Source organism: Yersinia sp. 2541 StPb PI, from assembly GCF_052217145.1.
GTDB classification, from domain to species: Bacteria; Pseudomonadota; Gammaproteobacteria; order Enterobacterales; family Enterobacteriaceae; genus Yersinia; species Yersinia enterocolitica_E.
Window position 1 is genome coordinate 2,188,929 of sequence record NZ_JAZGQB010000001.1, and the last position, 25,885, is coordinate 2,214,813.

Genomic DNA, 25,885 nt, shown 5'->3' on the forward strand with positions numbered 1-25,885 from the left:
TAACTTTTTCATGCCAAAGAGATAAGGTTTTTATTCCAACTTTCAATGGCAACAGTTTTGTCTGAGTTGCAAGGGTAGCGTTATCTATTATGGTATCTTGCAGTGATTTGATTAAAGCACACCGTAAGTCTGGTTGGGGATAAAACAAGGCGAGTCATGGCTAAATGCGCAAAAATAGTGGGTTGGTTGTTATTAATCAGCGCAATTTCTCTGATGGCATTATGGAAAACCCTGCCACAGTGGTTACCCAAAGTGGCACATTATTGGTTACCCGTGGGGAGTCAGATAACGCTGGCTACGCCACCGGTATGGCGTGACGGCGCACTGCGTATCAAGCAATTGCGCTATTCGATACAAGACTGCACCCTCGCAAATATGAATCAATTGAGTGTCGGCTACCATCAGGGGCGCTGGCAACTTGCGGCCGGTAATGTTGCGTTGGATACTGCTTGTTTGAGTAAATTACCGACTAATGGCGACAGCGCACCACTGAATTTAGCTTACTGGCAACAGCAGTTATCGGTATTGGATCTGGATATCAGCAATTTGCAGATTACGCCCTGGCAGCAATATGCCGGTAAACTGACCCTCACCTCGCCCGATAAGCTTAAATTGATTCAAGAGTTACGTTATCAGGGGCCGCAACTGAGCTTTGCCGCGACCCTTGATCAGGATCAACAACTGAGTTTGCATCAATTCTCTATTGCAGTTCCTGGTACCCCGCAGCCTTTCGAACTCAGTGGAAAAATAAAGATTCCTTTGTCACTGGATGATTGGCCGGAACAGGGTGAATTACAGGGGATGCTAACCACCGGTTATCTGTCTAAACCACTGCTTCTAAACTTGAGCTGGCAACAGCAGCAAGGTGTGCTGACGCTCACTGAGCGTGGCGATGATGTGCCGCTCGCACGGTTGCCATGGCGTGTTGCGGTAAACCAAATTCAGCTAGTTAACGGACAGTGGCAATGGCCATACGCGCAGCAACCATTAAGTGGCGGTATTAACCTGACGTTACATGACTGGGACCAAGGGTTGGATCAGACCTCAGTTGACGCGCGAATTAATGTGATTACCTCTGGGCAGAGTGGTAAGGGTAATGCCGTATTGACCCTCGGGCCGGGTAATCTGAGCATGATAAACAGCGATTTAAAATTCCAACTCAGTGGTCAGGCTAATCTGGAGAAAATGGTGCTTAATGCCACCATTCCAGGGCTGCTCAGTGGTTCGGTGTTGAACCCAACGTGGGTGCTGCACCCGGGGGCGTTACTGCGCGCGCATGGCAATGTGACGCCTGAATTGCGGATAAGAGATGCTCGCTGGCCATTGGCTGGTGTCAAGGTCACGGCTGCCGGGGTTAGCGGGCGTCTACAAGCCATCGTTGATGCACAAGACAGCTATTGGGGTAATTTCAACCTGCATTTGGATGGTCAGGCGCAAGAGTTTTGGCCGGATAAAGGTTATTGGCAGTGGCGTTACTGGGGCAATGGTCACCTGCCGCCACTGGCTGCTCGCTGGGATATGGCGGGCAAGGGGAGTTGGCGCGATACATTAATCACCGTTGACCAGCTCTCGACCGGTTTTGATCGGTTGCAATATGGCCTGGTTAAGGTTGAGGCGCCAAGACTGACATTGGTGAAGCCACTCACCTGGCAGCGCGATAACCATCACCCAGCCTTTATTGCCGGTTTTGCGTTAGGGGCGAAAAAAGTGTCGTTCAGCGACGGGGGCGGTTATCTACCTCCCGCTGAATTATCTTTGCAACTCAATGGTCGGGAACCAAACAGCTTTCTGTGGCAGGGGCAATTGCAGGCGCAGCCTATCGGGCCGATCCCACTGCGCGGCCGCTGGGATGGCGAGCGGTTACGGGGTGAGGGCTGGTGGCCGAAACAATCGTTAACCGTATTCCAGCCGCTTATCGCATCCGAGTTAGGCATCAAACTGCGTGATGGAGAGCTGTATGCTCAGGCGGCCTTTTCGGCAGCCCGAGAACAAGGCTTTACCGCCGGTGGTCACTGGGTGGTGAAGAATGGCGGGATGTGGCTGAAAGACGGAGAAATGAGCGGGTTAGATTTTGTCATGTCGTATCGCTTGCAGAATCACCACTGGCAGTTGGGCGCGAAAGACCCGGTGATGTTGCGTATCGCCTCAATAAGCAACTTGTTTGAAATGCAGAATATAACTGCTGATTTACAAGGTACTTATCCCTATTCTGATGATGCACCGTTAACTTTGAGTAACGTCGGTATGGACATTCTTAACGGCCATCTGAGTTTGTCCGCGTTACGCTTACCGCAACACGACGCCGCCGTGCTGAAATTAACCGCCATTGACTTGAGTGAGCTATTTACCGTGCTACAACCGAAACAGTTTGCGATGTCGGGGAAGGTCAACGGGGAATTGCCTCTTTATCTCAATAACCCACAGTGGTTGGTGCGTAATGGTTGGATTGCTAACGATGGCAGGGTGACATTGCGCCTCGATCAAGATCTGGCCAATTCAATCGGTGATAGTAACTTTGTCGCCGGTGCTGCGATTGATTGGTTACGCTATATGGAGATTTATCAATCTTATGCCAAAGTGGATCTGGATAATTTGGGGCAATTGACATTACGCTCGAAGATTCATGGTGTGAATACGCAAAAAAACTCAAAGCGTGAGATAGTATTGAATTATCAGCATCAGGAAAATGTGTTCCAACTCTGGCGTAGCCTGCGTTTTGGTGACAATTTACAAGAGTGGCTACAACAGACGCTTTCTTTACAACCAACAGTGATACCGGCGAGGACGAAGGAATGAAGATCTTGACAGGGGAACATGTGGCAATAGCTTTGGGTGTTTTGATGCTCAGTGGCTGTTTACGCCTTGAGGTAGCGACACCGGAAAAACCGATCACTATCAATATGAACGTCAAGATTGAGCATGAAATCCAGATAAAAGTTGATAAAGATGTGGAAAACTTGCTTAAAAATCAATCCAATCTATTTTAAGGAGCCACGATGAAAAAGCAAAATTCAGGCTGGATTGGTGGCAGGCTAAGGCTGATTCGAGTGATGTTGGGGTGGACGATATTGAGTGGCAGTTTGCTGTTCAGCGCCATGGCTTTCGCCCTGACCGTGGAACAGGCAAAGCAGCAAGGGCGGGTTGGCGAAACCCTAAGTGGTTATTTGGCTCCGGTCAAAAAAGATCCTGAGACACTGGCGTTGGTAGAGCAAATCAATATTGCCAGAACAGAGAAATATCAGGAAGTGGCGCAGAAAAACCATATTTCAACTGAAGATGTTGCCAAGCTGGCAGGGCAAAAGTTAGTTAACCGTGCGGCTGCCGGTGAATATGTGCGCGGTATTAATGGCCAGTGGATGCAGCGCTAATTGTTGCGATGATGGTATCAATGACGCTATGGAAAACGCCCGTCTCAGCACGGGCGTTTTTTATGTCTAAACTTCGGGTTGCTGAAATATTGATTTCGACGGTATTGGCCTTAGCTTAAAAAATAACCAGCTAGCGCTCAGGGTGTAAACTGGCCGTAGCAGGATGCCCAGCGAGGCTATCGAGTGATTCTTTGCGATAATAGGTATCTGCATGCCCTGGTTGCTCAACTTTAACAATCAGGGTCAGCACAGCAGCAATCAGATACAGCGCAGTATAAACCCACACCACGCCAACAATATCGAAGAAAGGTAACACCAGCGAGGCAATCGCCGGGGCAACAAAGTTACTCAGACCCGCAGACAAGTTATAAATCGAGATGGCTGCACCTTTGTGTTCCGGTTCCAATACCGGGAATACTGCGGTCATCGGAACGAAAGCGGCTACGGTTATCCCCAACATTACTGCCGGGATCAGGGCCGCCCAGAAATTATGGCCGAAATGAACCGGAATATAGTAGAACGCCAGACTAGAAAGGGCACAACCGATACAGCCAAACCAACGCACCTGCCGCATCCAACCAATTTTTTCGCCCAAGATCCCCCACATAATATTGGTGAAAATTGTCACGAAGAAGAACACCGCCCAGATTTGCAGCCATTCAGACATGGTAAAACCAAGTCGGCCAACGAACAGGAGCGGCATAATAACGGCAAAACCAAATAATGACAGGGTGTTGATGATGCGGATTAAACAGGATAAGAAGATGTTTTTATTGGTAAACAGAATAGTGACGGCCCGTGACAACTCTTTGATTTTTTCTTTATTTGAGAGTGATGCTTTAGGGCTGGCAGTGCCAACATTGCGCAGTAATATCAACGCCATCATACCGCCGGCCATGACCCAGACAATGGCAAACCACAACGTACCGGTTTCACCAATCACCGGAATGGTGAAACTGGGCAAATAGCTCCCTATGACACCGATACCGACGGAATACATCGCCCAAAACCAACCCATGGCAGAAGAGAGTTGCTGTTTAGGGACATTTTGAACAATTAACATAACAAATGAATAGATAAATAACGGATAGGCCAACCCACGAATACCATAGAACAGCAACATTAGTGGATAACTTTTAATGCCTAAACCGAATACCATAAATAAGCAGTGCATGACCACCCACAGCACAAAACCAATCCGCATGGCGCGTTGTGGCGTGATGATCTCTGCAACCACACCAGAGCTCCAGGCGGCAATGGCAGCAGCTAAGCCATAGAGTGTAAACACAAAGGCTGATTGTGCCGGAGAAAAGCCCATATCAGTAATATGTTTGGATAAGAAGGCCATTTCAAATCCATCGCCGCTCATAAAAATGGCAATGGCAATGTAACCCCAGAACAAATTCATTGGCAAACCAAACCAGTGGGTAGGTTTTTTTTGCATAGTAAGTTCCTCTGGCGCTTGAGCGCCGGCTGGTTGAGTTGCTGGTAGGAGCAACGGTTATAGGGACAGAGAAAAGGGCGATAGGCTCGCCCGGGCTTGTTATATCTTTATTTTTTAGATGGTTATTGCGGCTGTTGTTGGCGTAACTGCCGCTGCTGTTGATAGAGCAGTCGATAGCGTTCAAGGCGGGCAAACAAGGCATCTTGCCGGTTAACATCGGGGATGAAGCGTTGGTCGATTTGTGGTTTGCTGCACACCTCCTGCTCATCACCGCCGCTGGCAAGCCACCCTAAACGTGCGGCACCTAAAGCCCCACCAGCCTCCCCACCGCTGTGGGTGACAATTGGCAGGTTAAGGGTGTCAGCCATCAATTGCCCCCACCACACACTGCGTGCACCACCACCAATCAACGATGATTGGCTCAGTTGGGTACCGGCCTGCTGTAACACCGCCAGGCCATCAGCAATACCGAAAGTCACCCCCTCCAGCACGGCATATCCCAGCGCCGCACGGTCTGTCGCATGAGTCATGCCATGAAACGCACCGGTTGCCAGCGGATCGTTATGGGGGGTGCGTTCGCCTGAAAGGTAAGGCAGGAAAATTGGTGCCAGCCGCTGCTCTGAGCGACTGAGTTGCGCAACCTCGGATAGAAGGGTGGTTTCATTGGTTCCCAGCAATTGGCACAACCAGCGCAGGGCGCTGGCTGCGGTCAGCATGACACTCATCTGATGCCAGCGATGCGGCAAAGCATGGCAAAAGGCATGAACGGCAGATTGTGGATTGGGCCGGTAGCAATCATTAACGGCAAACAATACACCGGACGTGCCCAGAGAGATGAAGCCATCACCAGGATTGATGGCACCAATCCCAACAGCACTGGCTGCGTTATCGCCACCACCGCCAGCAATAATCACTTTATCGGCTAAGCCCCACTCGCGCGCAATATCTGCTTTCAGGTAACCACTGGGTTCATTACCTTCAATCAAGCGCGGCATCACATCGCGGGATAATCCGCAGGCGGCCAGGAGAGAGTCCGACCAGTCGCGCCTGGCGACATCCAACCATAACGTTCCGGCGGCATCAGACATATCACTGACCTTATCGCCACTCATCATCCAGCGCAGATAATCTTTAGGTAGCAGTACCGTCGCCAGTTGTGCGAACACCTCCGGCTCATGGCGAGCAACCCACAGCAGTTTCGGTGCAGTAAAGCCTGGCATCGCCAGATTTCCGGCAATCTGATGCAACTGTGGGGCATTGCGGGTCAACTCATCACACTCTTCGGCACAGCGCGCATCATTCCACAAAATAGCCGGTCGCAAGATACGATCCTCGCGGCTCAACAGCACCGCGCCATGCATTTGACCCGAAAGACCAATCGCGAGGATCTCACCCCAGCGCTGGGGTATTTTATGGCGCAGGCGGCCAATAACCCGTTGTGTCGCCTGCCACCAGTCAGTGGGATTTTGCTCCGACCATAAAGGATGCGGGCGCTGCACGGTCAAGGGTTCGCCTTCACTGGCCAGAATCTGGCCCCGGTCATCAATCACCACGGCTTTAATTTCTGACGTCCCTAAATCAAGTCCAAGATACATAGCAATTCCTTGTCGATGATTAACGGTTAGCAACGAGCCAAGTATTTACCCGGTCAATCGATTGGCGCAGCAGCTGTTCAAACTGGTTGTCACTGGCTAGTGGCCCAAATAGCTTGCTGTCGCGAGCGAACAGACCTACCGGGTCAGTTGATTGGAACATGGCATGGACGGCCGCGGCGTCCAGTATTCCGTCCTGGTATTCATACGGCAGGGTGCCCTGATGCCAACTTTCCATAAATACGAAGAATAATGCGGGTAGTATCGCGGTTGCTGCTGGGGTATCACCTCGTTGGTAGCACTCCATCAATGTGGGTGTAATAAATCCGGGAATTTTGGAAAAGCCATCTGCCGCCACCCGTTGGTTGGTGTCACGAATATACGGATTACTGAAACGGTCCAGCACCACATCACGGTAATTGGCAAGATCCAGTGGGCTTGGCGACAGTGATGGGATGACATCCTGAGTAACATAGTCATAGGCCATCTGGCGAATAGCGTCAGTCTGGGTACTTTCATGAATGTAACTTTGCCCAAGCAAGGTGCCAGCCCAGGCAATACAACTGTGACTGGCATTGAGGATGCGGATTTTTGCCTCTTCATACGGCAGAACTGATTCCACCATCTCTACACCCACATTCTCCAATGCTGGGCGTCCGGCAATAAAATCGTCCTCAATAACCCACTGGATGAATGATTCCCCCATAACCGGTGCCAGATCAGCGAAACCGGTTTGTTCCAGCACCCGTGGTGCGATGTCATCAGCGGGGCGCGGGGTAATGCGGTCAACCATGGTATTGGGACTACGGGTTTGACTTGTCACCCAACTGAGCAAGCTTTGCTGGTCGCGAAGTGCGAGGAACTCAAGCAGGCAATGGCGGAAACGCTCACCGTTATGACGCAAATTATCGCAGTTCAGCAAGGTCACTGGCCCGCTCTGCATCTGTTGGCGTTGCAGCAAGATACGGCTGATAGCACCGTATATTGTGCGGCAATCACCTTTGAGGTCAGCCTGGATATCCGCATTATCCTGTTGCAGGTTAAATTGGTTATCCAGGTAGTAACCGCCCTCGGTCACGGTAAAGGAGATAACGCGCGTTTCTGGCAGACTACCTTGTGCTACCAATTGGCTCAGTTCTTTATCCCAAGGGATAATTTTGCGGATTGATGTGATTTTTTCATATTGACGCTCCCCCCCTGGTGTCACGGTTTCCAAGGTGTATTCGCCGTTTTGGGCTTGTAATGCATTGAGCAACGGGGTCGCGTCATCCCGAATATTAGCCAGAGCAATAGACCAACGATTATCGCCTATGGCCCGTAACCGGTGTAGATACCAGGCTTGGTGAGCACGGTGGAAGGAGCCTGCACCAATGTGCAACCACACTGCATGGGTGGTATTCAGAAAACTGTTCATAAATTATCTCCACAATCACGGTAAGTGTTGGCGTTATAATTTGAGCATAAGCTCTAATGTAGGGCATTTGCTCTAATGGCGTTAGGGTAGTGTAACTTTTGCCCGAAATTTGGGCTTTGGCTCACATAACCGTAAGTAGAGATAAAAATCTGTCAAATAGAGGCGTAAGATGATGACCATTGTGGTTTCACCCCCTATCTCTATTTCAAATAATATTGCGCAGATAACTCATGCAGAAGAGTGATAAGAAGCTGGATCAAGCGGCCAGAGCGGCCTGGATGTATTACGTTGCCGGGCAGACGCAACATGAAATTGCTGATGCCCTGGGGGTTTCGCGTCAGGTGGCCCAGCGGCTGGTGGCGTGTGCTATTGATAACGGGCTGGTCAGTGTCAGCATTGCTCACCCGGTTGGCCGCTGTATGGCGCTGGCCGAACAGGTGCAAAAGCAGTATGGCTTGCATCAGTGTCAGGTGGTCCCCAGCTTGGGGATGGACAGCGCGGGTATCCAACGAGCCATTGCTGTGGTGGGGGCTGAAGTGATGTCGCAATTTCTGCGTCAAGAACAGCCACTGGTCATTGGTGTCGGCTCTGGTCGCAGTTTGAAAGCCGCCATTGATGAGTTACCTGATTTCGAACGTCCTCAGCACAGTTGTGTCTCACTTATCGGCGCTATTGCTGCTGATGGTTCCTGTACACGCTATGACGTCCCGCTGTGGATGGCCGAGAAAACACAAGGACGCTACTTTATTTTGCCCGCGCCTTTGTTTGCTGACAGCGCGGCGGATCGTGACCTGTGGTGTAATCACCGGATTTACCGCACTGTCACTGAGAAAGCAGCTCAGGCTGATGTTACGTTTATCGGTATTGGCTCAATGGGGTATCATTGTCCATTGCATAAAGATGGCTTTATTTCTGCACAAGATGTCGATGTGCTCATGGCCGCGAATGTTGTGGCAGAAATGCTGGGTAATTTCATTGATATCGATGGTCAGCGCGTCGCCTATGAATTGGATCAGCGTTTAACCAGTGCCAGCTTACGTATTCAGCCAGAAAAACCGGTGATTGCTATCGCAGGTGGTAAGGAGAAACATCAGGCTATTAAAGCGGCGCTCAGGGGGCATTGGGTGAATGGTTTGGTTACGGATGAAGAGAGTGCGATGGCGTTACTGGCATAATCACAGAGAAAAAAGCGCGCCGAAAGGCGCGCAATTAACCAATGACACTACTGGGTAACACGAGGGTAATACAAGGTCATTTTCAGTCGCGCATTGACGGAGACACCCACTTCTGCGCGAAAGTTATCAATTAAGCACTGACAACCTGAGCCAGTAACTGTTTGGCATCAGCTTGTGCTTTGGTCGCCACTTCAGGACCATAAGCAATGCCTTCTGCAAACACAAATTCAACATCGGTAATGCCGATAAAGCCCAGGAACAGACGCAGGTAAGGCACCACCAGATCAGTTGGGGTGTCTTTATGAATGCCCCCACGGCTGGTCAGAATAATGGCACGTTTACCGGTTACCAAGCCTTCTGGACCTTTTTCTGTGTAGCGGAAAGTCACGCCAGCACGGGCAATCAGGTCAAAATAGTTTTTCAACTGCGTCGGGATATTGAAGTTGTACATTGGTGCTGCCATAACTATCACGTCATTGGCTTGCAGTTCCGCAATCAGCTCATCAGACAGTGCCAAAGCCTCTTGTTGGCGCGGTGTTAGCGCGGCATCTGAAGGGCGCAGAGCACCCACCAGTTCACCATCTAACACCGGAACCGGTTGAGCGGCCAAGTCACGTACGGTGATTTCGTCGTCAGCATGGGCTGCTTGCCATTGTTCGACAAAAAAGTCAGCTAATTGGTTGGACTGTGAATAAGTTGCCAGAATGCTTGATTTCAGGACCAGTACTTTGCTCATCGTAATTCCTTAACAGGTAACAGAGACTTAGGCGGTTCGCCCTTTCAATGAGATACACTTTATTAATATTTTTCTATTAGTGATAGCGCAATATTTTGCGTTCTTTGTTCGATTTAATTGAACGATGATAATCAGATAGGAAATCTCCGTCGGGTTACAGCGTAATCCGAGGCTGTGTTACCATATCAGGTAAGGGTTTATCTAATAAAAGCTATGGGGCACTCATCTATTTGGCGTCGAAAATGGGTGTATTGGCAGGTTAAAAATTGATACCGATTAATAAAAAATATATGTCAATCAAACTCATAGAATAAAATCATTGGGCTGATACCGTAGGTTGCAGCCGCATCGTAACAAGGAACACAGAACGTGAAATCTTCGCTCGCAGCATTATCCACCCAACTCGGTGAGTTGATGCTCCGTGACCAACAACGCCTGCGGCGTCGGCTGCAAGGCGCACGAAAAATTAATAATCCACAGGCCGTAGAGGCGATTACCCTCGAGCTTGAGGCTGATATAGCAACCGCCATGCAGCGGGTTATTCGTCGTCGAGCTGCTTGTCCGGCGATAACTTATCCTGAAAACTTGCCGGTCAGCCAGAAAAAGCAAGATATCTACCATGCTATTCGTGACCATCAGGTGGTGATCGTCGCCGGTGAAACCGGTTCCGGTAAAACCACCCAGTTGCCGAAAATTTGCCTGGAATTGGGGCGGGGCGTGCAAGGGGTGATCGGCCATACTCAACCACGTCGTCTGGCTGCGCGCACCGTCGCAAACCGTATTGCGGATGAACTGGATACCTCCCTTGGCGGTTGTGTCGGTTATAAAGTGCGTTTTAACGATCAAGTGGGTGAAAACACGCTGGTTAAGTTGATGACCGACGGGATTTTGTTGGCTGAAATTCAGCAAGATCGTCTGTTGATGCAATATGATACGTTGATTATCGATGAAGCCCATGAACGTAGCCTGAACATTGATTTCATCTTGGGCTATTTGCGTGAATTATTACCCAAACGCCCAGATCTAAAAGTAATTATCACTTCGGCGACCATTGATCCGCAGCGTTTCTCCCAGCATTTCAATAATGCCCCTATTATCGAGGTTTCTGGCCGCACCTATCCGGTCGAAGTACGTTATCGCCCCATTGTGGATGATGCCGATGATGTTGAACGTGACCAACTACAGGCTATTTTTGATGCGGTTGATGAGTTAGGCCATGAAAGTCCCGGCGATATTCTGATCTTTATGAGTGGTGAGCGTGAGATTCGTGATACCGCTGATGCATTGATGAAGCAAAATCTGCCCCATACGGAAGTACTACCACTCTATGCCCGCTTATCAAACAGTGAGCAGAATCGGGTGTTCCAGTCGCATCATGGGCGGCGAATTGTATTGGCGACCAACGTGGCTGAAACCTCGCTCACCGTACCTGGGATTAAGTACGTGATTGACCCCGGTACAGCTCGCATCAGCCGTTATAGCTTCCGTACTAAGGTGCAGCGGTTGCCTATCGAGCCGGTGTCTCAGGCGTCAGCTAATCAGCGTAAAGGCCGCTGTGGCCGTGTGTCAGACGGTATCTGTATCCGTCTTTATTCTGAGCAGGACTTCCTCTCTCGCCCAGAGTTTACCGACCCGGAAATTCTACGAACCAACCTGGCCTCCGTCATTTTGCAAATGACGTCACTCGGTCTGGGTGATATTGCGGCATTCCCGTTTGTGGAAGCCCCCGATAAACGCAATATCCAAGATGGTGTTCGGTTACTGGAAGAGCTGGGTGCGATACAAACCGCTGATAATGGTCATCAACAACTGACCCCGCTGGGGCGACAATTAGCGCAATTGCCCGTCGACCCTCGTCTGGCACGGATGGTGCTGGAAGCACAGAAAAGTGGCAGTGTCCGTGAACTGATGATCATTACCTCGGCGTTGTCGATTCAGGACCCGCGTGAACGGCCAATGGATAAGCAGCAGGCTTCTGATGAAAAACATCGTCGCTTTGCGGATAAGGATTCTGATTTCCTAGCGTTTGTTAACTTATGGGATTACCTGAAAGAGCAGCAAAAAGAGTTGTCATCAGCGCAGTTCCGTAAACTGTGCCGTAGTGACTTTCTCAACTATCTGCGGGTGCGCGAATGGCAGGATATCTACACGCAACTGCGCCAGGTGGTGAAAGAACTGGGTATTCCGGTGAATAGTGTTGCAGCCGACTACCGTAGCGTGCATACCGCGATATTGACCGGTTTGTTATCTCATATCGGCCAAAAAGATGTTGAAAAGCAAGAGTATACCGGTGCTCGTAACGCAAGGTTTGCTATCTTCCCCGGTTCCGGTTTATTTAAAAAACCGCCGAAATGGAGCATGGTGGCTGAGCTGGTCGAAACCAGTCGCTTATGGGGCCGCATTGCTGCCCGCATCGAGCCGGAATGGATCGAACCTTTGGCGCAGCATTTGGTGAAACACCATTATAGTGATCCGCATTGGGAGAAAGCACAGGGTGCAGTGATGGCCAGTGAGAAAGTCACCCTATTCGGTTTACCCATAGTTGCTGAGCGCAAAATCAATTACGGCCCGATTGACCCACCGCTATGCCGTGAGTTGTTTATTCGTCATGGCTTGGTGGAGGGGGATTGGCAAACGCGTCACGCTTTTTTCCGCGCCAATCTCAAACTATTGGCTGAAGTTGAAGAGTTGGAACACAAATCACGTCGGCGCGATATTCTGGTGGATGATGAGACACTGTTTAACTTCTATGACCAGCGAATTGGTCGCGAGGTTATTTCAGCCCGTCATTTTGATAGCTGGTGGAAGAAAACCAGCCAGACACAGCCAGAGTTATTGAACTTTGAAAAAACCATGCTTATCAAAGATGGCGCGAACAAAGTTAACCCGCTCGACTATCCCAATTTTTGGTATCAGGGGTCGCTTAAGTTACGGCTTTCCTACCAATTTGAACCCGGTACTGACGCTGATGGGGTAACCGTACATATCCCGTTGCCCATCCTTAATCAGATCCAAGAGCAGGGTTTTGATTGGCAGATACCGGGGATTCGGCGTGAATTAGTGATTGCACTGATCAAGTCTTTGCCTAAACCGGTGCGGCGCAATTTTGTCCCCGCGCCCAATTATGCTGAGGCGTTTCTGGCCCGCGTTACCCCGATGGAGGTGGGGCTGCTCGATGCATTAGAGCGTGAACTGCGGCGCATGACGGGTGTGACAGTGTCACGTGATAGTTGGCAATGGGACCAAGTTCCAGATCATCTTAAAATAACCTTCCGTGTGCTCGATGATAAAAATCGTATTTTGCGTGAAGGTAAAGACCTTGCTGCCTTGAAGCTACAGTTACAAGAGAAAGTGCAGGAAACATTGTCCGCCGTTGCCGACGATGGTATTGAACAAACTGACTTACATATCTGGAGTTTCGGTGATCTACCGCTGTGCTATGAGCAGCGTCGTGGTGGCTATGAAGTCAAGGCATACCCGGCACTGGTGGATGAAAAAGACAGTGTCGCTATTCGCTTGTTTGATACAGAATCTCAGCAACAACAAGCTATGTGGCAGGGGACAAGACGTTTACTATTATTGAATATCCCATCCCCTATAAAGTATTTACATGAGAAATTGCCGAACAAATCCAAGCTCGGGCTCTATTTTAATCCTTATGGCAAAGTGTTGGACCTGATTGATGACTGCATTGCTTGTGGTGTGGATAAGTTAGTTGCGCAGCATGGTGGCCCCGCATGGCAAGAGGCGGAGTTCGCTCGACTACAGGAAAAGGTTCGTGCTGAACTGAATGACACGGTGGTTGAGATTGCCAAGCAAGTTGAACAAATTCTGACGACGGTATTCAGTATTAATAAGCGACTGAAAGGCCGGATAGATATCTCAATGGCATTGGCTCTCTCTGATATCAAAGCCCAGCTAGGGGGGCTTATTTATCGTGGTTTCGTGACCAATAATGGTTGGAAACGTCTGCCGGATACACTGCGTTATCTGCAAGCGATTGAGCGCCGATTGGAAAAGCTGGCTATGGACCCTCATCGTGATCGTGCCCAAATGCTACGCGTAGAACATGTGCAACAGATGTGGCAGCAATGGCTGCATAAATTGCCGCCAAAACGCCAGCAAGATGAAGATGTTAAAGAAGTTCGCTGGATGATTGAAGAACTGCGTGTGAGCTTATTTGCCCAGCAATTGGGGACAGCTTACCCTATTTCTGACAAGCGTATTCTACAAACTATCGAACAGCTTTCTGCCTGATTAGCGATTAATATCACTCCGCGTTCTAAGTATCATTGATTTAGACGCGGAGTCTCTTACTGACTAAATTCCTTCCTAATATACCGCTATAAAATTCACTATCTTTATGATTCATCTATTTTTATCTGCATGTCAACTATGTAATAGATGAAACTTGCTGATGTTGATGCGAAGCCTCTCGAGAATTGTAAATTAACTGGGCTGCATGGCCGCGGCGTTATTGCCTCCTATCTTGAACTCCCGCTATATGGGTACTGATAAATCAGACCATTGGGTTAAAGTTTGTCTGATTTAGGGTCACCATATTTGATTACCTATGGTGAGTTTGATAGAGTTTTTCCAGTGCAGGGATTGCTTATGTATCAAATTAGTTTGTTGAGGTTGGCACAGCGCGAGTTGTTTAAATTACCTGTAGGCATTCAGGCGGCTCTGATTAAAGCTATGGATGAGTTAGAGGCTTATGGTCATGAGTTGCGGGAGCCAGAGGTGCGGGATATTGGGCGCGGGCTAAAGGAATTGCGGGTTAGTGCTAGAGAGGGGGGCGGGCGTGGTTTTTTCTTTTACCACCTGGGTTGGCAGGTTTACATCATTCATATCTTACAAAAGAAGACGCAAAAGACCCCAAGACGAACACTGATGTTGGCTTATCAGCGGATGAAGGAAATCAAACGGAGATTGCAACCATGAAAAAACAAGATGACTTTGACATTATTTCTTTTGCTGAGGTTAAAACAGATGCTTTAAATCATCCTCAGGTCAAAGAAGCTTACACAGACTTGCAGATTCGCGACGCCATGATGACTGAGCTGAAAGCTGCCCGTCAGCAATGTAATTTAACACAAGAGGAAGTGGCGCAACGAGCAGGGCTGAAAAAACAAAATATCAGCCGTATGGAGAAAGGTATCATTTCTCCCAACCTCACCACGTTGAGCCGTTACGCAGCAGCATTAGGTGGGACTTTTGTTTTCAAATTCAACCAAAAGCCCCATTGTGTCAGTAAGAAATAGGGGATATCCCTCACTCTGTGTATCACTGAATAAAGTGGTCACTTTGCTGCATTTTTAGCGAGCGTTTTTAACCGTTCTCTAATCGCCGTTACCGCTAGGGCGCGGTTATCCGCAAGATAGCGGTCTTTGGCGGCCGGTGCAGAACTTTGAATCGCAATTAAAGACCACGTGTCGTCATTTTTTAGTAATAGTGGGGAACCACTGTCACCTGGCAAGGTATCGCATTGGTGTGAGAGTACGCCCTGTTGTGCCCACCCGGTAACCAGACAGTCTTCATGGCTGTATAAAGTTTCAAGATGATCAAGGGGATAACCCGCTTGAGTTATTTTACGATTAACCAATTTAAGCGCTTGTGTCAGCTCACTTGAGGTTCCATCCCAAAGCGGTAACGGCTTAATCGGGATAGGCTTTGTGTTAGTTAACCGAATAAGTGCAAAATCATAAGCGGCGGCGGCGGGTGGAACTATCCAACCATCGCCATCAGGTTTAAGTTTTTTACCTAATTTGGCATCAACCAGCGTTTCCAGTCGGGTAATCTGGTACTTCCAATGACCATCATGAGAAATAAAACGTAAGGCAACAGCGCGATCAATTTTCCCCGGTGGGGTAAGAACGCAATGGCCTGCGGTGAGCGCCAGACGAGGGGAGATTAACGTTGCTGTGCAAAGGTTGCCACTGGTTGTTTCAACTTGCCCAATGGCTTGCCACGGCCACTCCGTACTATTTGTTATCGCTGTACGGTCATCTTTCCCGAAGAACAACGTGGTTTGATCCGCAATGCTGCTTTCATCATCCGGCTTGTCAGTGGGGGGAAGGGCTAAAGCCATAGAGATGGAAAGTGGCAACAGACTCAATAGTAATAATGAAGATAAACGCATAAATAATTAGCCTTGCCTTTATTTACTGACCAAAGGTTATCCATTAACACACCTGAGACCTGCTGATTAGACGACCAATCACGGCTCTACTAGCGCTAACTATAGACATAATAAGTTGTGTCATATGTTGTCAGTAATTGATTTTTCGATAATTTTAGAGCGCTATCGGCCGTTGGTACTATAAATAAAAGAATAATGTGATCAGACCGCAAATAACTAATATGGCTAAAGTGATTTCAAATAAATAATGGCGCAGCATTATCAGCACTCCTAATAAAAAACACCCGGTAAACCGGGTGTCGAGTGAATCGCTGTTGCAGGTCAATCGTGAGAGCCTGTTGTAGCTTTCACAAGTTAAATGCTGCCGCTATTTGGTCACTGGCACTGCGGTTGGAGCTGACTTACTGTGTGTCGCTTTTTTATGGTGTTTTTTGGCTGCCTGTGCTTTTTGCACCGGGGCTGCTTTATCCATTTTTTTCATCGAATCAGATTTTTTAGCTTTCTTGTGGTGCATGGTTTTAGCCGGTGCACTATGAGCTACAGGTGCTGTAACAACGGGTGCTGCCGGTGGTGCAACGGTGTCGGCGGCTATTGCTATAGATGATACACCCAAGGTTGCAGCAACAATCAGAGCTAATACTGTTTTCATAATTTATTCCTCAGTGTTCTGTTTGTATATCGGCCCCGTTGGGTCGTTATAAAGAGAGTAGAGGAAATATATACTGGCTTCCGTGAGTCATTGGTTTCGGCTTGTAACCGATTGTACAACGGCAATAAACCAGATAAATAACCGACTAAATCACTTATTTTAGTTACAACATACATATAGCCTTTTAATAAACTTATCGTCTTATGTAACATCAACGTCGCTTGATAGTGGGGATGTAATTTGAGTTATGCAGGGAGAAGGCGCCCAACCCTAATGAGAGCTTAGGCGCAGACTAACACGCAATAAATTACAAATAGCGCCGCTCTAAATGTTGGCGGAAATAGCGAGGGTTAAGTGTTTCACCGGTAGCCTTGGTAATTAATTCTGCGGTTGAGTAACGACTGCCATGCTGCCAGATATTCTGTTGTAACCAGGTGAATAGGGCGCTGAGATCGCCACTAGCGATACTTTTATCCAGCCCCGGCATAGCATCACGGGCAGTTTGGAACAGTTGCGCTGCATACATTGCACCCAATGTATAGGTTGGGAAATAGCCAAAAGCACCATCGGTCCAATGGATATCTTGCATACATCCGTTACGGTAATTACCCTCAGTATTAATACCGAGGTATTGCTGCATTTTCTCATTCCACAGCATAGGGATATCATCTACTTCGATTTCACCACTGATCAACGCTTTTTCGATTTCATACCGCAATATAACATGGGCAGGATAGCTCACTTCATCGGCATCAACTCGAATAAAACCTGTTTTAACCCGTTGATTGAGAGCTATGAAGTTCTGTTGCGCAAAAGCGGGTTGATCCCCAAATTGGTTTGCTACCAGTGGGCGGATCACTTGTAAGAATTCATTACTGCGTGCTAATTGCATCTCAAACAGTAAGCTTTGGGACTCATGGATGGCGGTTGACCGTGCATGGGAAATGGGTTGCCCTAACCATTCACGTGGTAGATTTTGCTCATAACGGGCATGGCCTGTTTCATGCACAATACCCATTAATGAACTGAGAAATTCTTGTTCGTTATAACGAGTTGTAATGCGTACGTCTTGAGGAACACCACCGCAGAACGGATGTACACTGACATCGACCCGCCCGCCGTCAAAGTCAAAACCGAGTACTTTCATCACTTGTAACCCAAGCTGACGCTGTTTTTCCACGTCAAAAGTGCCCTGTGGTATCAGGCAGTTTTCATTGGCTTGTTTAGCCGTCACTTTTTGTAATAGGTCAGGTAGCCATTGCTTAAGATCACCAAATATACGGTCTAAATCGGCACTGTTAGTCCCTGGTTCATAGAGATTAAGTAATGCGTCATAACCCGAGATACCAGCCGCCTGAGAACGTATCGAGGCTTCTTCACGGCTGAGTTTTACCACTTCCCGCAAGTTCTTTGCAAAACCATGCCAATCATTAGCGATACGCTGTTGCCGCCATGCATGCTCACATCGCGCCCCTGCCAGTGATTTAGCTTCTACCAGTGCTTCTGGCAGCAGGACTGCATTGTCATAATGGCGACGCATTTCGCATAAATTTGCCTGCTCAATATCATCAAGTGTTTCTTGCTCAGCTTGTTTTAACCATTCACCAACCTGGTTGGCCGTTAATATCTGGTGTTGTAAGACATTCAGCTCCGCCATCGCTTCTGAGCGGGCAAGGTTACCTTTCACTGGCATCATAGTCTGCATATCCCATCCGGCAATAGCCGACAGGTGTTCGAAACGTGCAAGCCGGGTAAAGGTTGTACGCAGGTGGTGGTAAGCGGTGGTCATAAAACACTCCAAAGTAAAAGTTAGTGCTTAATCTTGAGCAACGGACAGTGAGTAAAGGCTTTTTACCGGCCAACAGAAACGGAAACTGGCACCGCCTAATGAACTGGCATCGACGGAGATACTGCCTTGATAAGCCAGTGCGATGGAGTGAACAATCGCCAAGCCCAAGCCACAGCCTCCCGTTGCCCGGTCGCGGCTGGGATCGAGGCGAACAAAAGGCTCAAAAACGCGTGCGCGCTCTTCCAAAGGGATACCAGGCCCATCATCTTCAACTTGCAAGCAGGCGTTGTCACCATCAAACCATAATCCGATACGCAGTCGTTGAGTGGAATAGCGTAGCGCGTTATTAACCAGATTATCTAATACGCGCTCCATCAGACGCAGGTCAACAGCACCAAAGTCACCGCGATGGGGGATATCGAGTTCGATTTCCCGATCACTATGGATTAAGCGCATATCCACGACTTTTGCTGTTAACCAGGCGGGTAGGTCGATGGGTTCCAGATTAAGGGAAACCTGCGGGCGGTCCAATCGAGCGTAGGTCAGTAACTCATCAATCAGTGCTTCTAACTGGCCAATATCATGATTTAAAGCCAATTGTTCACTTTCTGTCAGGTTGTCACTCATCGCTAAACGATAGCGTAAACGCACGAGCGGTGTGCGGAGTTCATGAGCAATACCATCAATGAGTAATTTCTTGCTAACAATCAGAGTATTGATATTGTCAGCCATTTGATTAAACGCTACGCCTAAGCGGTTTAAACTGGACGTAGGATCAAAATGGGTTCGCTCGTCAAGATAGCCAGCCCCCAGTCGCTGAGCCGCATTCTCCAGTTTCAGTAGGTCTTTCCAGTGCGGGCGCATCCACAAGAATACTGGCAGCGCTAAGGACATACCAATCAGGATTAATAAGGCCAAGTCGAGCAGGCGCATTTGATGCAAATAAAATAAATAGGGGACTGGGCCGACAGCAAGAACGTAGTGACTGCGTGGGATACGTTGCAGGAAAGTATATTCATCATCTAACGCAATAATTTCACCGGCGCGCAGGCGTTTATTCAACCGCTCGCCGAGATCCCGTTTATCGAGAGGTTCTATATGCAACTGAAAGGAAAGATTTAAGTCCAGTGTAGCAATGGTTTTATTCCAATCCTTCAGGGGAATTTCCCGCAATTCACTGCGCATCAACGAAAGTGAACTTTTCATCAGGTCATCTAATGACTGCCTGCCAGCACGCTCTGCGGTGACTTTGTAAACCAAGCCAACCAGCATCGCCATCACCATAAAACAGACGAACAGCAATAAGAAAAACTGAATAAATAGCTTCCTCATTGTTGCACGGACTCCCAGGCATTGGGGGCGAATAAATAGCCTTTATTACGCACGGTTTTGATGCGAAATGGCTCGAAAGCATTGTCATAGAGTTTGCGCCGCAAACGCGAGATGGCAACGTCTATACTGCGGTCCATGCCGTCGTAGCTGACGCCGCGTAAATTTTTCAGTAGCGCTTCACGGTCCATTATTATTCCTGCATGGGTAGCTAACTCCCATAACAAATCAAAATCAGACGTGGATAATGTTATCTCTTCATCATTAAGATTAACTTGGCGGTTTACCGGATCGATACAGAGTAAGCCGAAATGAATCGCATTATGACCGGTAAATGGCGGACTAATGATCTCTTTGCTTTGTTGCTGATTATGCTGGCGAAGATGTAGCCGTAGGCGTGCTAGCAGTACTGCGGGTGGTGTGGTTTTGAGAATATAGTCATTTGCGCCCATTTCAAGCGACAGAATATGGTTCATATCACTGTCAAGCGAGGTCAGTAGCACAATCGGCCCCTCATAAACCGGCCGCAAATCACGACACAGCGTCATGCCATCTTTTCCTGGCAACATGATATCAAGCAATACCAAGTCCGGTTGTTGTTGTTCAATCACCGCCTGGGCCGTATCGCCACGGGGTTCTACAAACACATCAATGTCATGCTTACCCAGATAGGCAGCAATCAATTTTCCGACTTCCGGGTCGTCTTCCACAAAAACAATTTTGGTCATGTTTTTCAGTTTATAAAGGTGCCAGAATTCAGCATAGCGCGCAGTTGACAGCAATACTATGCATGTTATTTATTCCGCTTATCATTAATGCTGATGAGTGATTGCTAGACAACAGGTAAATCATTTCATTATATTAATAAAAGTGATTATATCGTCATCTCTATTTTGTTGCGCCTATCGTTTATATATCAATACTTACGATTAATGAATAGCTGTATCGATCAGCTGAGGACTGAGGGATGAGTGGCGAACACATTGGTGCGCCAGCGCACAGTGAAAAGGTTTGTTTCAATTACACGGAATTTTTAGCCGCATCATGCAAAAAACGGTGGAGTTTTATCGATGCGATTTATGGTGTTATGCCGATATTTGGCATGGTAGTAAAATCGCAGACTGAATCGGAAAAAACACCGCAAGAGCGGCTTAAAGCATTGGCCTTACAGGTATTATCTACCCAGCTTAATGACCAAACCAATATTGTTCGCTTGATTCGGCTAGCCGAACAACAGGGCATTACGGTGTTGGATATCCAGTTGCCTTACCCTTTGGATACTGATCAATTCGGTGAGATTAAACAAAAATTGCCGGAATCGATAAAATTAAACCAGCAGGGGGAGTGTTTATCGGTGGATTTGGCGGGAGCAGCTAATCATTAGTTAACAGACGATACTCAAACGGGCAAACTGAGGTAACGCGGTCAGCCCATTTGAGATCTTATTTTTCGCCGCTTTTATTCGGGCTTAATGCATCGCGAGCCAGGTTGCTGGAATAGTTGCAATCAACACCAGGCAGATAGCCGCTCGTTCCACGGTATTGAGTAATTTCAGCCCTTCATGCCCTTTGCGCGCATAAATAAATACCAATAATCCTGGGGCATATAACAGAACGGACAACAGCAGGTACACTAATCCGGCAGCATAAATTAACCACAAACCATACAAGCACGCACCACTGGCAGCAACAATCAAACGCCAGTCATGACGCTTTAAGGCGACTTTAAATAAGAAGGCTCCCACGAGGAAATAGGGTACCAGAATCATTTCTGACGCAATTGTTAGTAAGGTATTGTAATTGCTACCCGTCAGCCAAATCAGAATCAGAGCCACCTGTACTGCGCAGTTGGTTAACCACAAAGATTGTGCCGGTGCATTGTTTTTATTCTGATGGCGGAACATTTTGGGAAAAGCCCCGTGCTTAGCTGCAACCATCGGCACTTCAGCAGCCATAATGGTCCAGCTAAGATAAGCGCCACACACAGAAATAATGAGCCCAGTGGCAATGATGACTTCCCCCCAAGGGCCAATCATCTCGACCATAATTCCAGCCATCGACGGATTACGCATGCCTGCTAACTCAGCCCGCGGCACTACGCCAAGAGACAATAGGGTAATGAGCAAATAAACGCACAGGGCAGAAAGTACGGCTAACATGGTTGCCCGACCCACATCTTTTTTATTGCGTGCGCGGGCCGAAACAACGACTGCGCCTTCCACACCAATAAAGACCCAGAGCGTTATTAGCATGGTGTCCTTAACCTGCTGCCAGACCGGGGTATGCAGCGCGACACCACTAAAATCAAAACTGAAAGTATCAAGGCTGAATGCAAGTCCTGCCAACACAATAAAACCACCGATAGGCAGCAGTTTTGCCAAGGTGGCGGCCAGGTTAATACTGGCGGCGGTTTGGACACCGCGCAGAACCAGTGCATGCACCAACCATAGCAGGAAGGAGGCTCCCAGCAATGCCTGCCAAGTATTCCCTTCACCGAAGATAATGTGACCCGATTTATCAGTAAAGAAGCTTAATGCAGCAAAAACAATTACTAAGTAAGAGACATTAGCAATAACGGCGCATAGCCAGTAACCCCAGGCTGAGAAAAAACCGATAAGATCACCAAAGCCTTCTTTGGCATAGGTGAATATTCCGCCATCGAGATCAGGGCGCAAACGCGTCAGTAACAGCATGGCAAACGCCAGGAAGATGATCCCCACGCCGGTAATACTCCAGCCGATAAGCAGTGCCGCAGGGCTGGCAACTTCTGCCATATTTTGCGGTAAGCTGAAGACACCCGCTCCCAGCATTGAGCTAAGGACCAGCGCGGTTAACGCAGTCAGGCCGAGTTTTTTTTCCAATTATGGATCCTGGTTTTGAAAGTATTAATGAATGGTTACTGACTTGTAAGCAGCATTATATGAGGAAATATTATCGATAATTGACAGATAATAGCCCCAAATTTTTGGGGAGATTTTACGGAGTGGAACGCGATCATGCAATGATTGGTTATGCGATTTGGGCAAAAAATTATTCAGTCCGTACCAATAAGAAGCAGGACAACAGCAGACACATAAAAAAAGGCAGCACGGAGCTGCCCTTACAGTAACGATTTAAGCAAACTTATTTGAACAAGTCAGCGCTAACACTCAGGTTACCACCACTTTGGTTCTGCCACTGGCGAGTCACATGGTAATACTTCGCACCTTTTGCCGCAGCACGTTTAGCCACTTCATGAGATACGTCAGTCATGCTGTTGTAGTGACCGCTAAAGGTAATAGAATCAAACGGCACCATCTGTGCGGCTGTCGTGTTATTCAGCTCCTGAATTTGAGTACCATCATTCAGGGTGACAGTGTAACGTTTACCGGTTGATGATTGCGTTTCGAAGAAACGGCCCACATCAGCACTTGGCGTACCTGAAGAGGCAACACCTGGGATTTCAACGTTGGCAGCAGCTGCGCCACCGGCAGCCAGTGCCGCACGACCAGCATCAGAATCGGCAGGAATAACATCCGGGCTCTGGACAACACGTTTTGCCGCATCTGCTTTATAAACATATGCCGTAACAAACTGGTTACCGCCTTGGTTTGCATCAACCTGACGTACGATAAAGAAGGAGTAAGCCCCTTTCTCTTTTGCCGCTTTTGAAATGGCATCGTTGATATCAGGCTGGCTGCGGAAGAAGCCACTAACAGAAACGGTATCATAAGGCTGAAGCGCGTAGGCTTCTGCTTTTGGCAATTCTTTCACATCATTAAAGACGCGATACTGGGTTTCTTTGCTCACTTCCGCTGCATCGTTATGATAAACATCGGCCGTTACACGCCAGTTGCCGCCATTATTGTTGCTGTTGATATCCTGAATATAGAAGGAGTCTGCACCCAATTTGTCAGCACGGCGGGATACCGCATCCGCTGCTTCATTTATTGCATTAAATCGGCCAGTAATAGTAATGCGATCAAATGGCTTAATGGCTGCTGCTTGCTCAGGCGCGAGTTCTTTTGCCGCTTGTGCAGCAGAAAGCGCGGTGAGTGATAGCAATGCCGATGCGATGATCGTGTATTTCAGCTTCATAAAAAATCCTTTCGCCTTGCGCATTAACGTTGATACGTGCGGAACAATTGATGTGTAACAGAATAGCAGATGATTATTACATGTAATAATGGCGGGTGTCTCAGCAATTTATATGACTTAGTATATCAATTCTGAAGATTAGCCCGCCGGTACTTTACAGCAATAATAGGGATAAGCTTTACGAATAATTGCTTTAACGTCATAAGTGCTGATTATTTACATTTTGCTAACCTGATGCCGCGCCATTACTGGGCTGCCTCATTATTGTCCGGCTTGTTATTTTGGTGCAAAGTTGCAGGACAAGCCGCTAGTAAATATTATTTTTGTAGTGAATTATAGAGAGTTCTTTCCGCCTGCCAGTTTTAGTGCAAAAACTGCACCAGAAGCACACACAGATATGGATCATCAGTCACATTTTCAGTAGGTTATAGGGAGCTGTAGCAAAGCAGGTTTATCAGTAACCAAATAGAACTGAAGCATACCCAAATTAGTGGGTGTTGCCGGTAGGCTGCAAGCAAACGAATCCCACGTCAGTGGTTCGGGTGAGTGTAAGTCGCTAACGTCCCAGCAACGCCGAGTAAGATGGATATGGCAATACTCATCATCAAAGACAGGTAAAAAGGGAACATTATGCGTATTGGTGTACCAAAAGAGCGGTTGGCCAATGAAGCCCGTGTTGCAGCAACGCCGAAAACGGTGGAACAACTGCTGAAATTAGGCTTCACCGTGGCGATTGAAAGTGGAGCTGGTCACTTAGCCAGCTTCGACGATGCGGCGTACCAGGAAGCGGGTGCCACCATTACGGATACCACCGATGTGTGGCAATCCGACCTTATCCTCAAAGTGAATGCGCCCCTTGAGGAAGAAATTAGCCTGATGCGTGCTGGGAGTACGTTAGCCAGTTTTATCTGGCCAGCTCAAAACCCGGAATTACTGCAAAAGTTAGCGGAGCGTCAGGTAACCGTATTGGCCATGGATTCAGTGCCGCGCATATCTCGCGCGCAATCGATGGATGCGCTCAGTTCAATGGCCAATATAGCCGGCTATCGTGCCATTGTTGAAGCTGCCCATGAATTTGGTCGCTTCTTCACTGGGCAAATTACGGCCGCGGGTAAAGTTCCACCGGCGAAAGTGGTAATTATCGGGGCTGGGGTTGCAGGTTTGGCAGCCATCGGGGCGGCAGGGAGTATGGGTGCTATCGTGCGTGCATTCGACACCCGCCCAGAAGTAAAAGAACAAGTTCAGAGTATGGGTGCTGAATTCCTTGAGCTGGACTTTGAGGAAGAAGCGGGCAGTGGTGATGGTTACGCCAAAGTGATGTCTGACGCTTTTATCAAAGCCGAGATGGCACTGTTTGCCGCTCAAGCTGCTGAAGTGGACATCATTGTTACCACTGCACTGATTCCGGGTAAACCTGCTCCTCGGTTGATCACCAAAGAGATGGTGGCATCCATGAAGTCGGGCAGTGTGATTGTTGACCTGGCAGCGCAAACCGGTGGTAACTGTGAACTGACCGTCGCCGATAAAGTGACAGTGACAGACAATGGCGTAAAAATTATCGGCTATACCGATCTACCTAGCCGTTTACCCACACAGTCATCGCAACTTTACGGAACCAACTTGGTTAACTTGCTGAAATTACTCTGTAAAGAGAAAAATGGTGAGATAGATATTGATTTCGAAGATACCGTGATTCGCGGTGTAACCGTGGTCAAAACCGGTGAAATAACGTGGCCAGCGCCGCCTATTCAGGTATCAGCACAGCCTCAGGCGGCTAAAGCTGAACCTATTGTGAAAGAAGACGCCAAGCCTAGCTCGCCATGGCCGAAATACATCATTATGGCACTGGTCGTTGTGTTGTTTGGCTGGTTAGCAAATGTTGCTCCGAAAGAGTTTTTATCTCACTTTACGGTCTTTGCACTGGCGTGCGTAGTGGGTTATTACGTGGTGTGGAACGTCAGCCATGCACTACATACACCTTTAATGTCAGTCACTAACGCCATTTCAGGCATTATTGTCGTCGGTGCATTATTGCAGATTGGCCATGGCGGTTGGGTAAGCTTCTTATCCTTTATTGCCGTACTGATTGCCAGTATCAACATTTTTGGTGGCTTTACGGTCACCCAGCGCATGCTGAAAATGTTCCGTAAAAACTGAGTGGTATAAAACTC

General features: G+C 48.2%; 20 protein-coding genes. 9 read left to right on the forward strand and 11 right to left on the reverse strand.

What is annotated here, in order from left to right; all coding sequences use genetic code 11:
* Positions 1 to 156: 156 nt before the first annotated feature.
* Genes V1953_RS09750 through V1953_RS09760 form a run of 3 tightly spaced genes read left to right on the forward strand, consistent with a single transcriptional unit; the run spans position 157 to position 3,368 of the window.
* Positions 157 to 2,796: a YdbH family protein gene (locus V1953_RS09750; RefSeq protein WP_083158785.1), complete on the forward strand. Its 2,640-nt coding sequence runs from the start codon at positions 157 to 159 to the stop codon at positions 2,794 to 2,796.
* Positions 2,793 to 2,987, forward strand: coding sequence for a YnbE family lipoprotein (locus V1953_RS09755; RefSeq protein WP_193784655.1), 195 nt, complete (start codon positions 2,793 to 2,795; stop codon positions 2,985 to 2,987). The genes V1953_RS09750 and V1953_RS09755 overlap by 4 nt, the downstream gene beginning before the upstream one ends.
* 9 nt (positions 2,988 to 2,996) lie before the next feature.
* On the forward strand, positions 2,997 to 3,368 hold the full coding sequence (locus tag V1953_RS09760) for a YdbL family protein (protein WP_083158786.1): 372 nt from the start codon (positions 2,997 to 2,999) through the stop codon (positions 3,366 to 3,368).
* Positions 3,369 to 3,498: 130 nt separating this feature from the next.
* Here the strand turns inward: V1953_RS09760 and V1953_RS09765 are convergent, their stop codons facing one another.
* The 3 genes from V1953_RS09765 to dalD all read right to left on the reverse strand — a co-directional run bounded on the left by V1953_RS09765 (position 3,499) and on the right by dalD (position 7,818).
* Positions 3,499 to 4,812, reverse strand: coding sequence for an MFS transporter (locus V1953_RS09765; RefSeq protein ID WP_050085290.1), 1,314 nt, complete (start codon positions 4,810 to 4,812; stop codon positions 3,499 to 3,501).
* Between the two features lie 122 nt (positions 4,813 to 4,934).
* Positions 4,935 to 6,407: a xylulokinase gene (gene xylB / locus V1953_RS09770; protein ID WP_372569213.1), complete on the reverse strand. Its 1,473-nt coding sequence runs from the start codon at positions 6,405 to 6,407 to the stop codon at positions 4,935 to 4,937.
* A 19-nt stretch (positions 6,408 to 6,426) separates the two neighbouring features.
* A complete protein-coding gene (dalD, locus tag V1953_RS09775; RefSeq protein WP_442850857.1) occupies positions 6,427 to 7,818 on the reverse strand; it encodes a D-arabinitol 4-dehydrogenase in 1,392 nt (463 codons plus the stop codon).
* A 230-nt stretch (positions 7,819 to 8,048) separates the two neighbouring features.
* Between dalD and V1953_RS09780 the strand changes: the two genes are divergently transcribed.
* The gene (locus tag V1953_RS09780; RefSeq protein ID WP_083158788.1) at positions 8,049 to 8,993 is read left to right on the forward strand and encodes a sugar-binding transcriptional regulator; all 945 of its coding nucleotides are present in this window, start codon (positions 8,049 to 8,051) and stop codon (positions 8,991 to 8,993) included.
* Positions 8,994 to 9,123: 130 nt separating this feature from the next.
* On the opposite strand, the gene azoR is transcribed toward V1953_RS09780, so the two are convergent.
* The gene (gene azoR, locus V1953_RS09785; protein WP_083158789.1) at positions 9,124 to 9,729 is read right to left on the reverse strand and encodes an FMN-dependent NADH-azoreductase; all 606 of its coding nucleotides are present in this window, start codon (positions 9,727 to 9,729) and stop codon (positions 9,124 to 9,126) included.
* Between the two features lie 369 nt (positions 9,730 to 10,098).
* On the opposite strand from azoR, the gene hrpA reads away from it, so the two are divergent.
* From hrpA to V1953_RS09800, 3 genes are all read left to right on the forward strand, one after another.
* The gene (gene hrpA, locus V1953_RS09790) at positions 10,099 to 13,986 is read left to right on the forward strand and encodes an ATP-dependent RNA helicase HrpA (protein WP_083158790.1); all 3,888 of its coding nucleotides are present in this window, start codon (positions 10,099 to 10,101) and stop codon (positions 13,984 to 13,986) included.
* 357 nt (positions 13,987 to 14,343) lie between these two features.
* Positions 14,344 to 14,673 carry a type II toxin-antitoxin system RelE/ParE family toxin gene (locus V1953_RS09795; RefSeq protein ID WP_193784656.1) on the forward strand — a complete coding sequence of 110 codons (330 nt, stop codon included), beginning with the start codon at positions 14,344 to 14,346 and terminating at the stop codon, positions 14,671 to 14,673.
* Positions 14,670 to 14,993: a helix-turn-helix domain-containing protein gene (locus V1953_RS09800; RefSeq protein WP_083158791.1), complete on the forward strand. Its 324-nt coding sequence runs from the start codon at positions 14,670 to 14,672 to the stop codon at positions 14,991 to 14,993. The genes V1953_RS09795 and V1953_RS09800 overlap by 4 nt, the downstream gene beginning before the upstream one ends.
* A gap of 38 nt (positions 14,994 to 15,031) precedes the next feature.
* On the opposite strand, the gene V1953_RS09805 is transcribed toward V1953_RS09800, so the two are convergent.
* The 5 genes from V1953_RS09805 to rstA form a co-directional block, all read right to left on the reverse strand.
* Positions 15,032 to 15,871, reverse strand: a complete 840-nt coding sequence (locus tag V1953_RS09805; protein ID WP_442850858.1) for a trypsin-like serine peptidase — start codon at positions 15,869 to 15,871, stop codon at positions 15,032 to 15,034.
* 367 nt (positions 15,872 to 16,238) lie between these two features.
* Positions 16,239 to 16,520 carry an acid resistance repetitive basic protein Asr gene (gene asr, locus V1953_RS09810; protein ID WP_083158793.1) on the reverse strand — a complete coding sequence of 94 codons (282 nt, stop codon included), beginning with the start codon at positions 16,518 to 16,520 and terminating at the stop codon, positions 16,239 to 16,241.
* Between the two features lie 307 nt (positions 16,521 to 16,827).
* Entirely contained in the window at positions 16,828 to 18,309 is a 1,482-nt protein-coding gene (locus V1953_RS09815) for a carboxypeptidase M32 (protein WP_193784657.1), read from the reverse strand.
* Between the two features lie 27 nt (positions 18,310 to 18,336).
* Positions 18,337 to 19,641 carry a two-component system sensor histidine kinase RstB gene (rstB, locus tag V1953_RS09820; protein WP_083158795.1) on the reverse strand — a complete coding sequence of 435 codons (1,305 nt, stop codon included), beginning with the start codon at positions 19,639 to 19,641 and terminating at the stop codon, positions 18,337 to 18,339.
* A complete protein-coding gene (gene rstA, locus V1953_RS09825) occupies positions 19,638 to 20,366 on the reverse strand; it encodes a two-component system response regulator RstA (protein ID WP_083163624.1) in 729 nt (242 codons plus the stop codon). Before rstA ends, rstB begins: the two co-directional genes overlap by 4 nt.
* Positions 20,367 to 20,605: 239 nt before the next feature.
* Here rstA and V1953_RS09830 point away from each other — a divergent pair, with 239 nt between their 5' ends.
* The gene (locus V1953_RS09830) at positions 20,606 to 21,022 is read left to right on the forward strand and encodes a hypothetical protein (protein WP_442850859.1); all 417 of its coding nucleotides are present in this window, start codon (positions 20,606 to 20,608) and stop codon (positions 21,020 to 21,022) included.
* 84 nt (positions 21,023 to 21,106) lie between these two features.
* Here V1953_RS09830 and V1953_RS09835 read toward each other — a convergent pair whose 3' ends face one another.
* Entirely contained in the window at positions 21,107 to 22,498 is a 1,392-nt protein-coding gene (locus tag V1953_RS09835; protein WP_083158797.1) for an amino acid permease, read from the reverse strand.
* A gap of 262 nt (positions 22,499 to 22,760) precedes the next feature.
* Positions 22,761 to 23,714 (reverse strand): DUF1471 family protein YdgH, encoded by a 954-nt coding sequence (ydgH, locus tag V1953_RS09840; protein ID WP_083158798.1) that lies wholly within the window; start codon positions 23,712 to 23,714, stop codon positions 22,761 to 22,763.
* A 630-nt stretch (positions 23,715 to 24,344) separates the two neighbouring features.
* On the opposite strand from ydgH, the gene pntA reads away from it, so the two are divergent.
* Entirely contained in the window at positions 24,345 to 25,871 is a 1,527-nt protein-coding gene (gene pntA / locus V1953_RS09845) for a Re/Si-specific NAD(P)(+) transhydrogenase subunit alpha (RefSeq protein ID WP_083158800.1), read from the forward strand.
* The last annotated feature ends 14 nt before the right edge of the window (positions 25,872 to 25,885 follow it).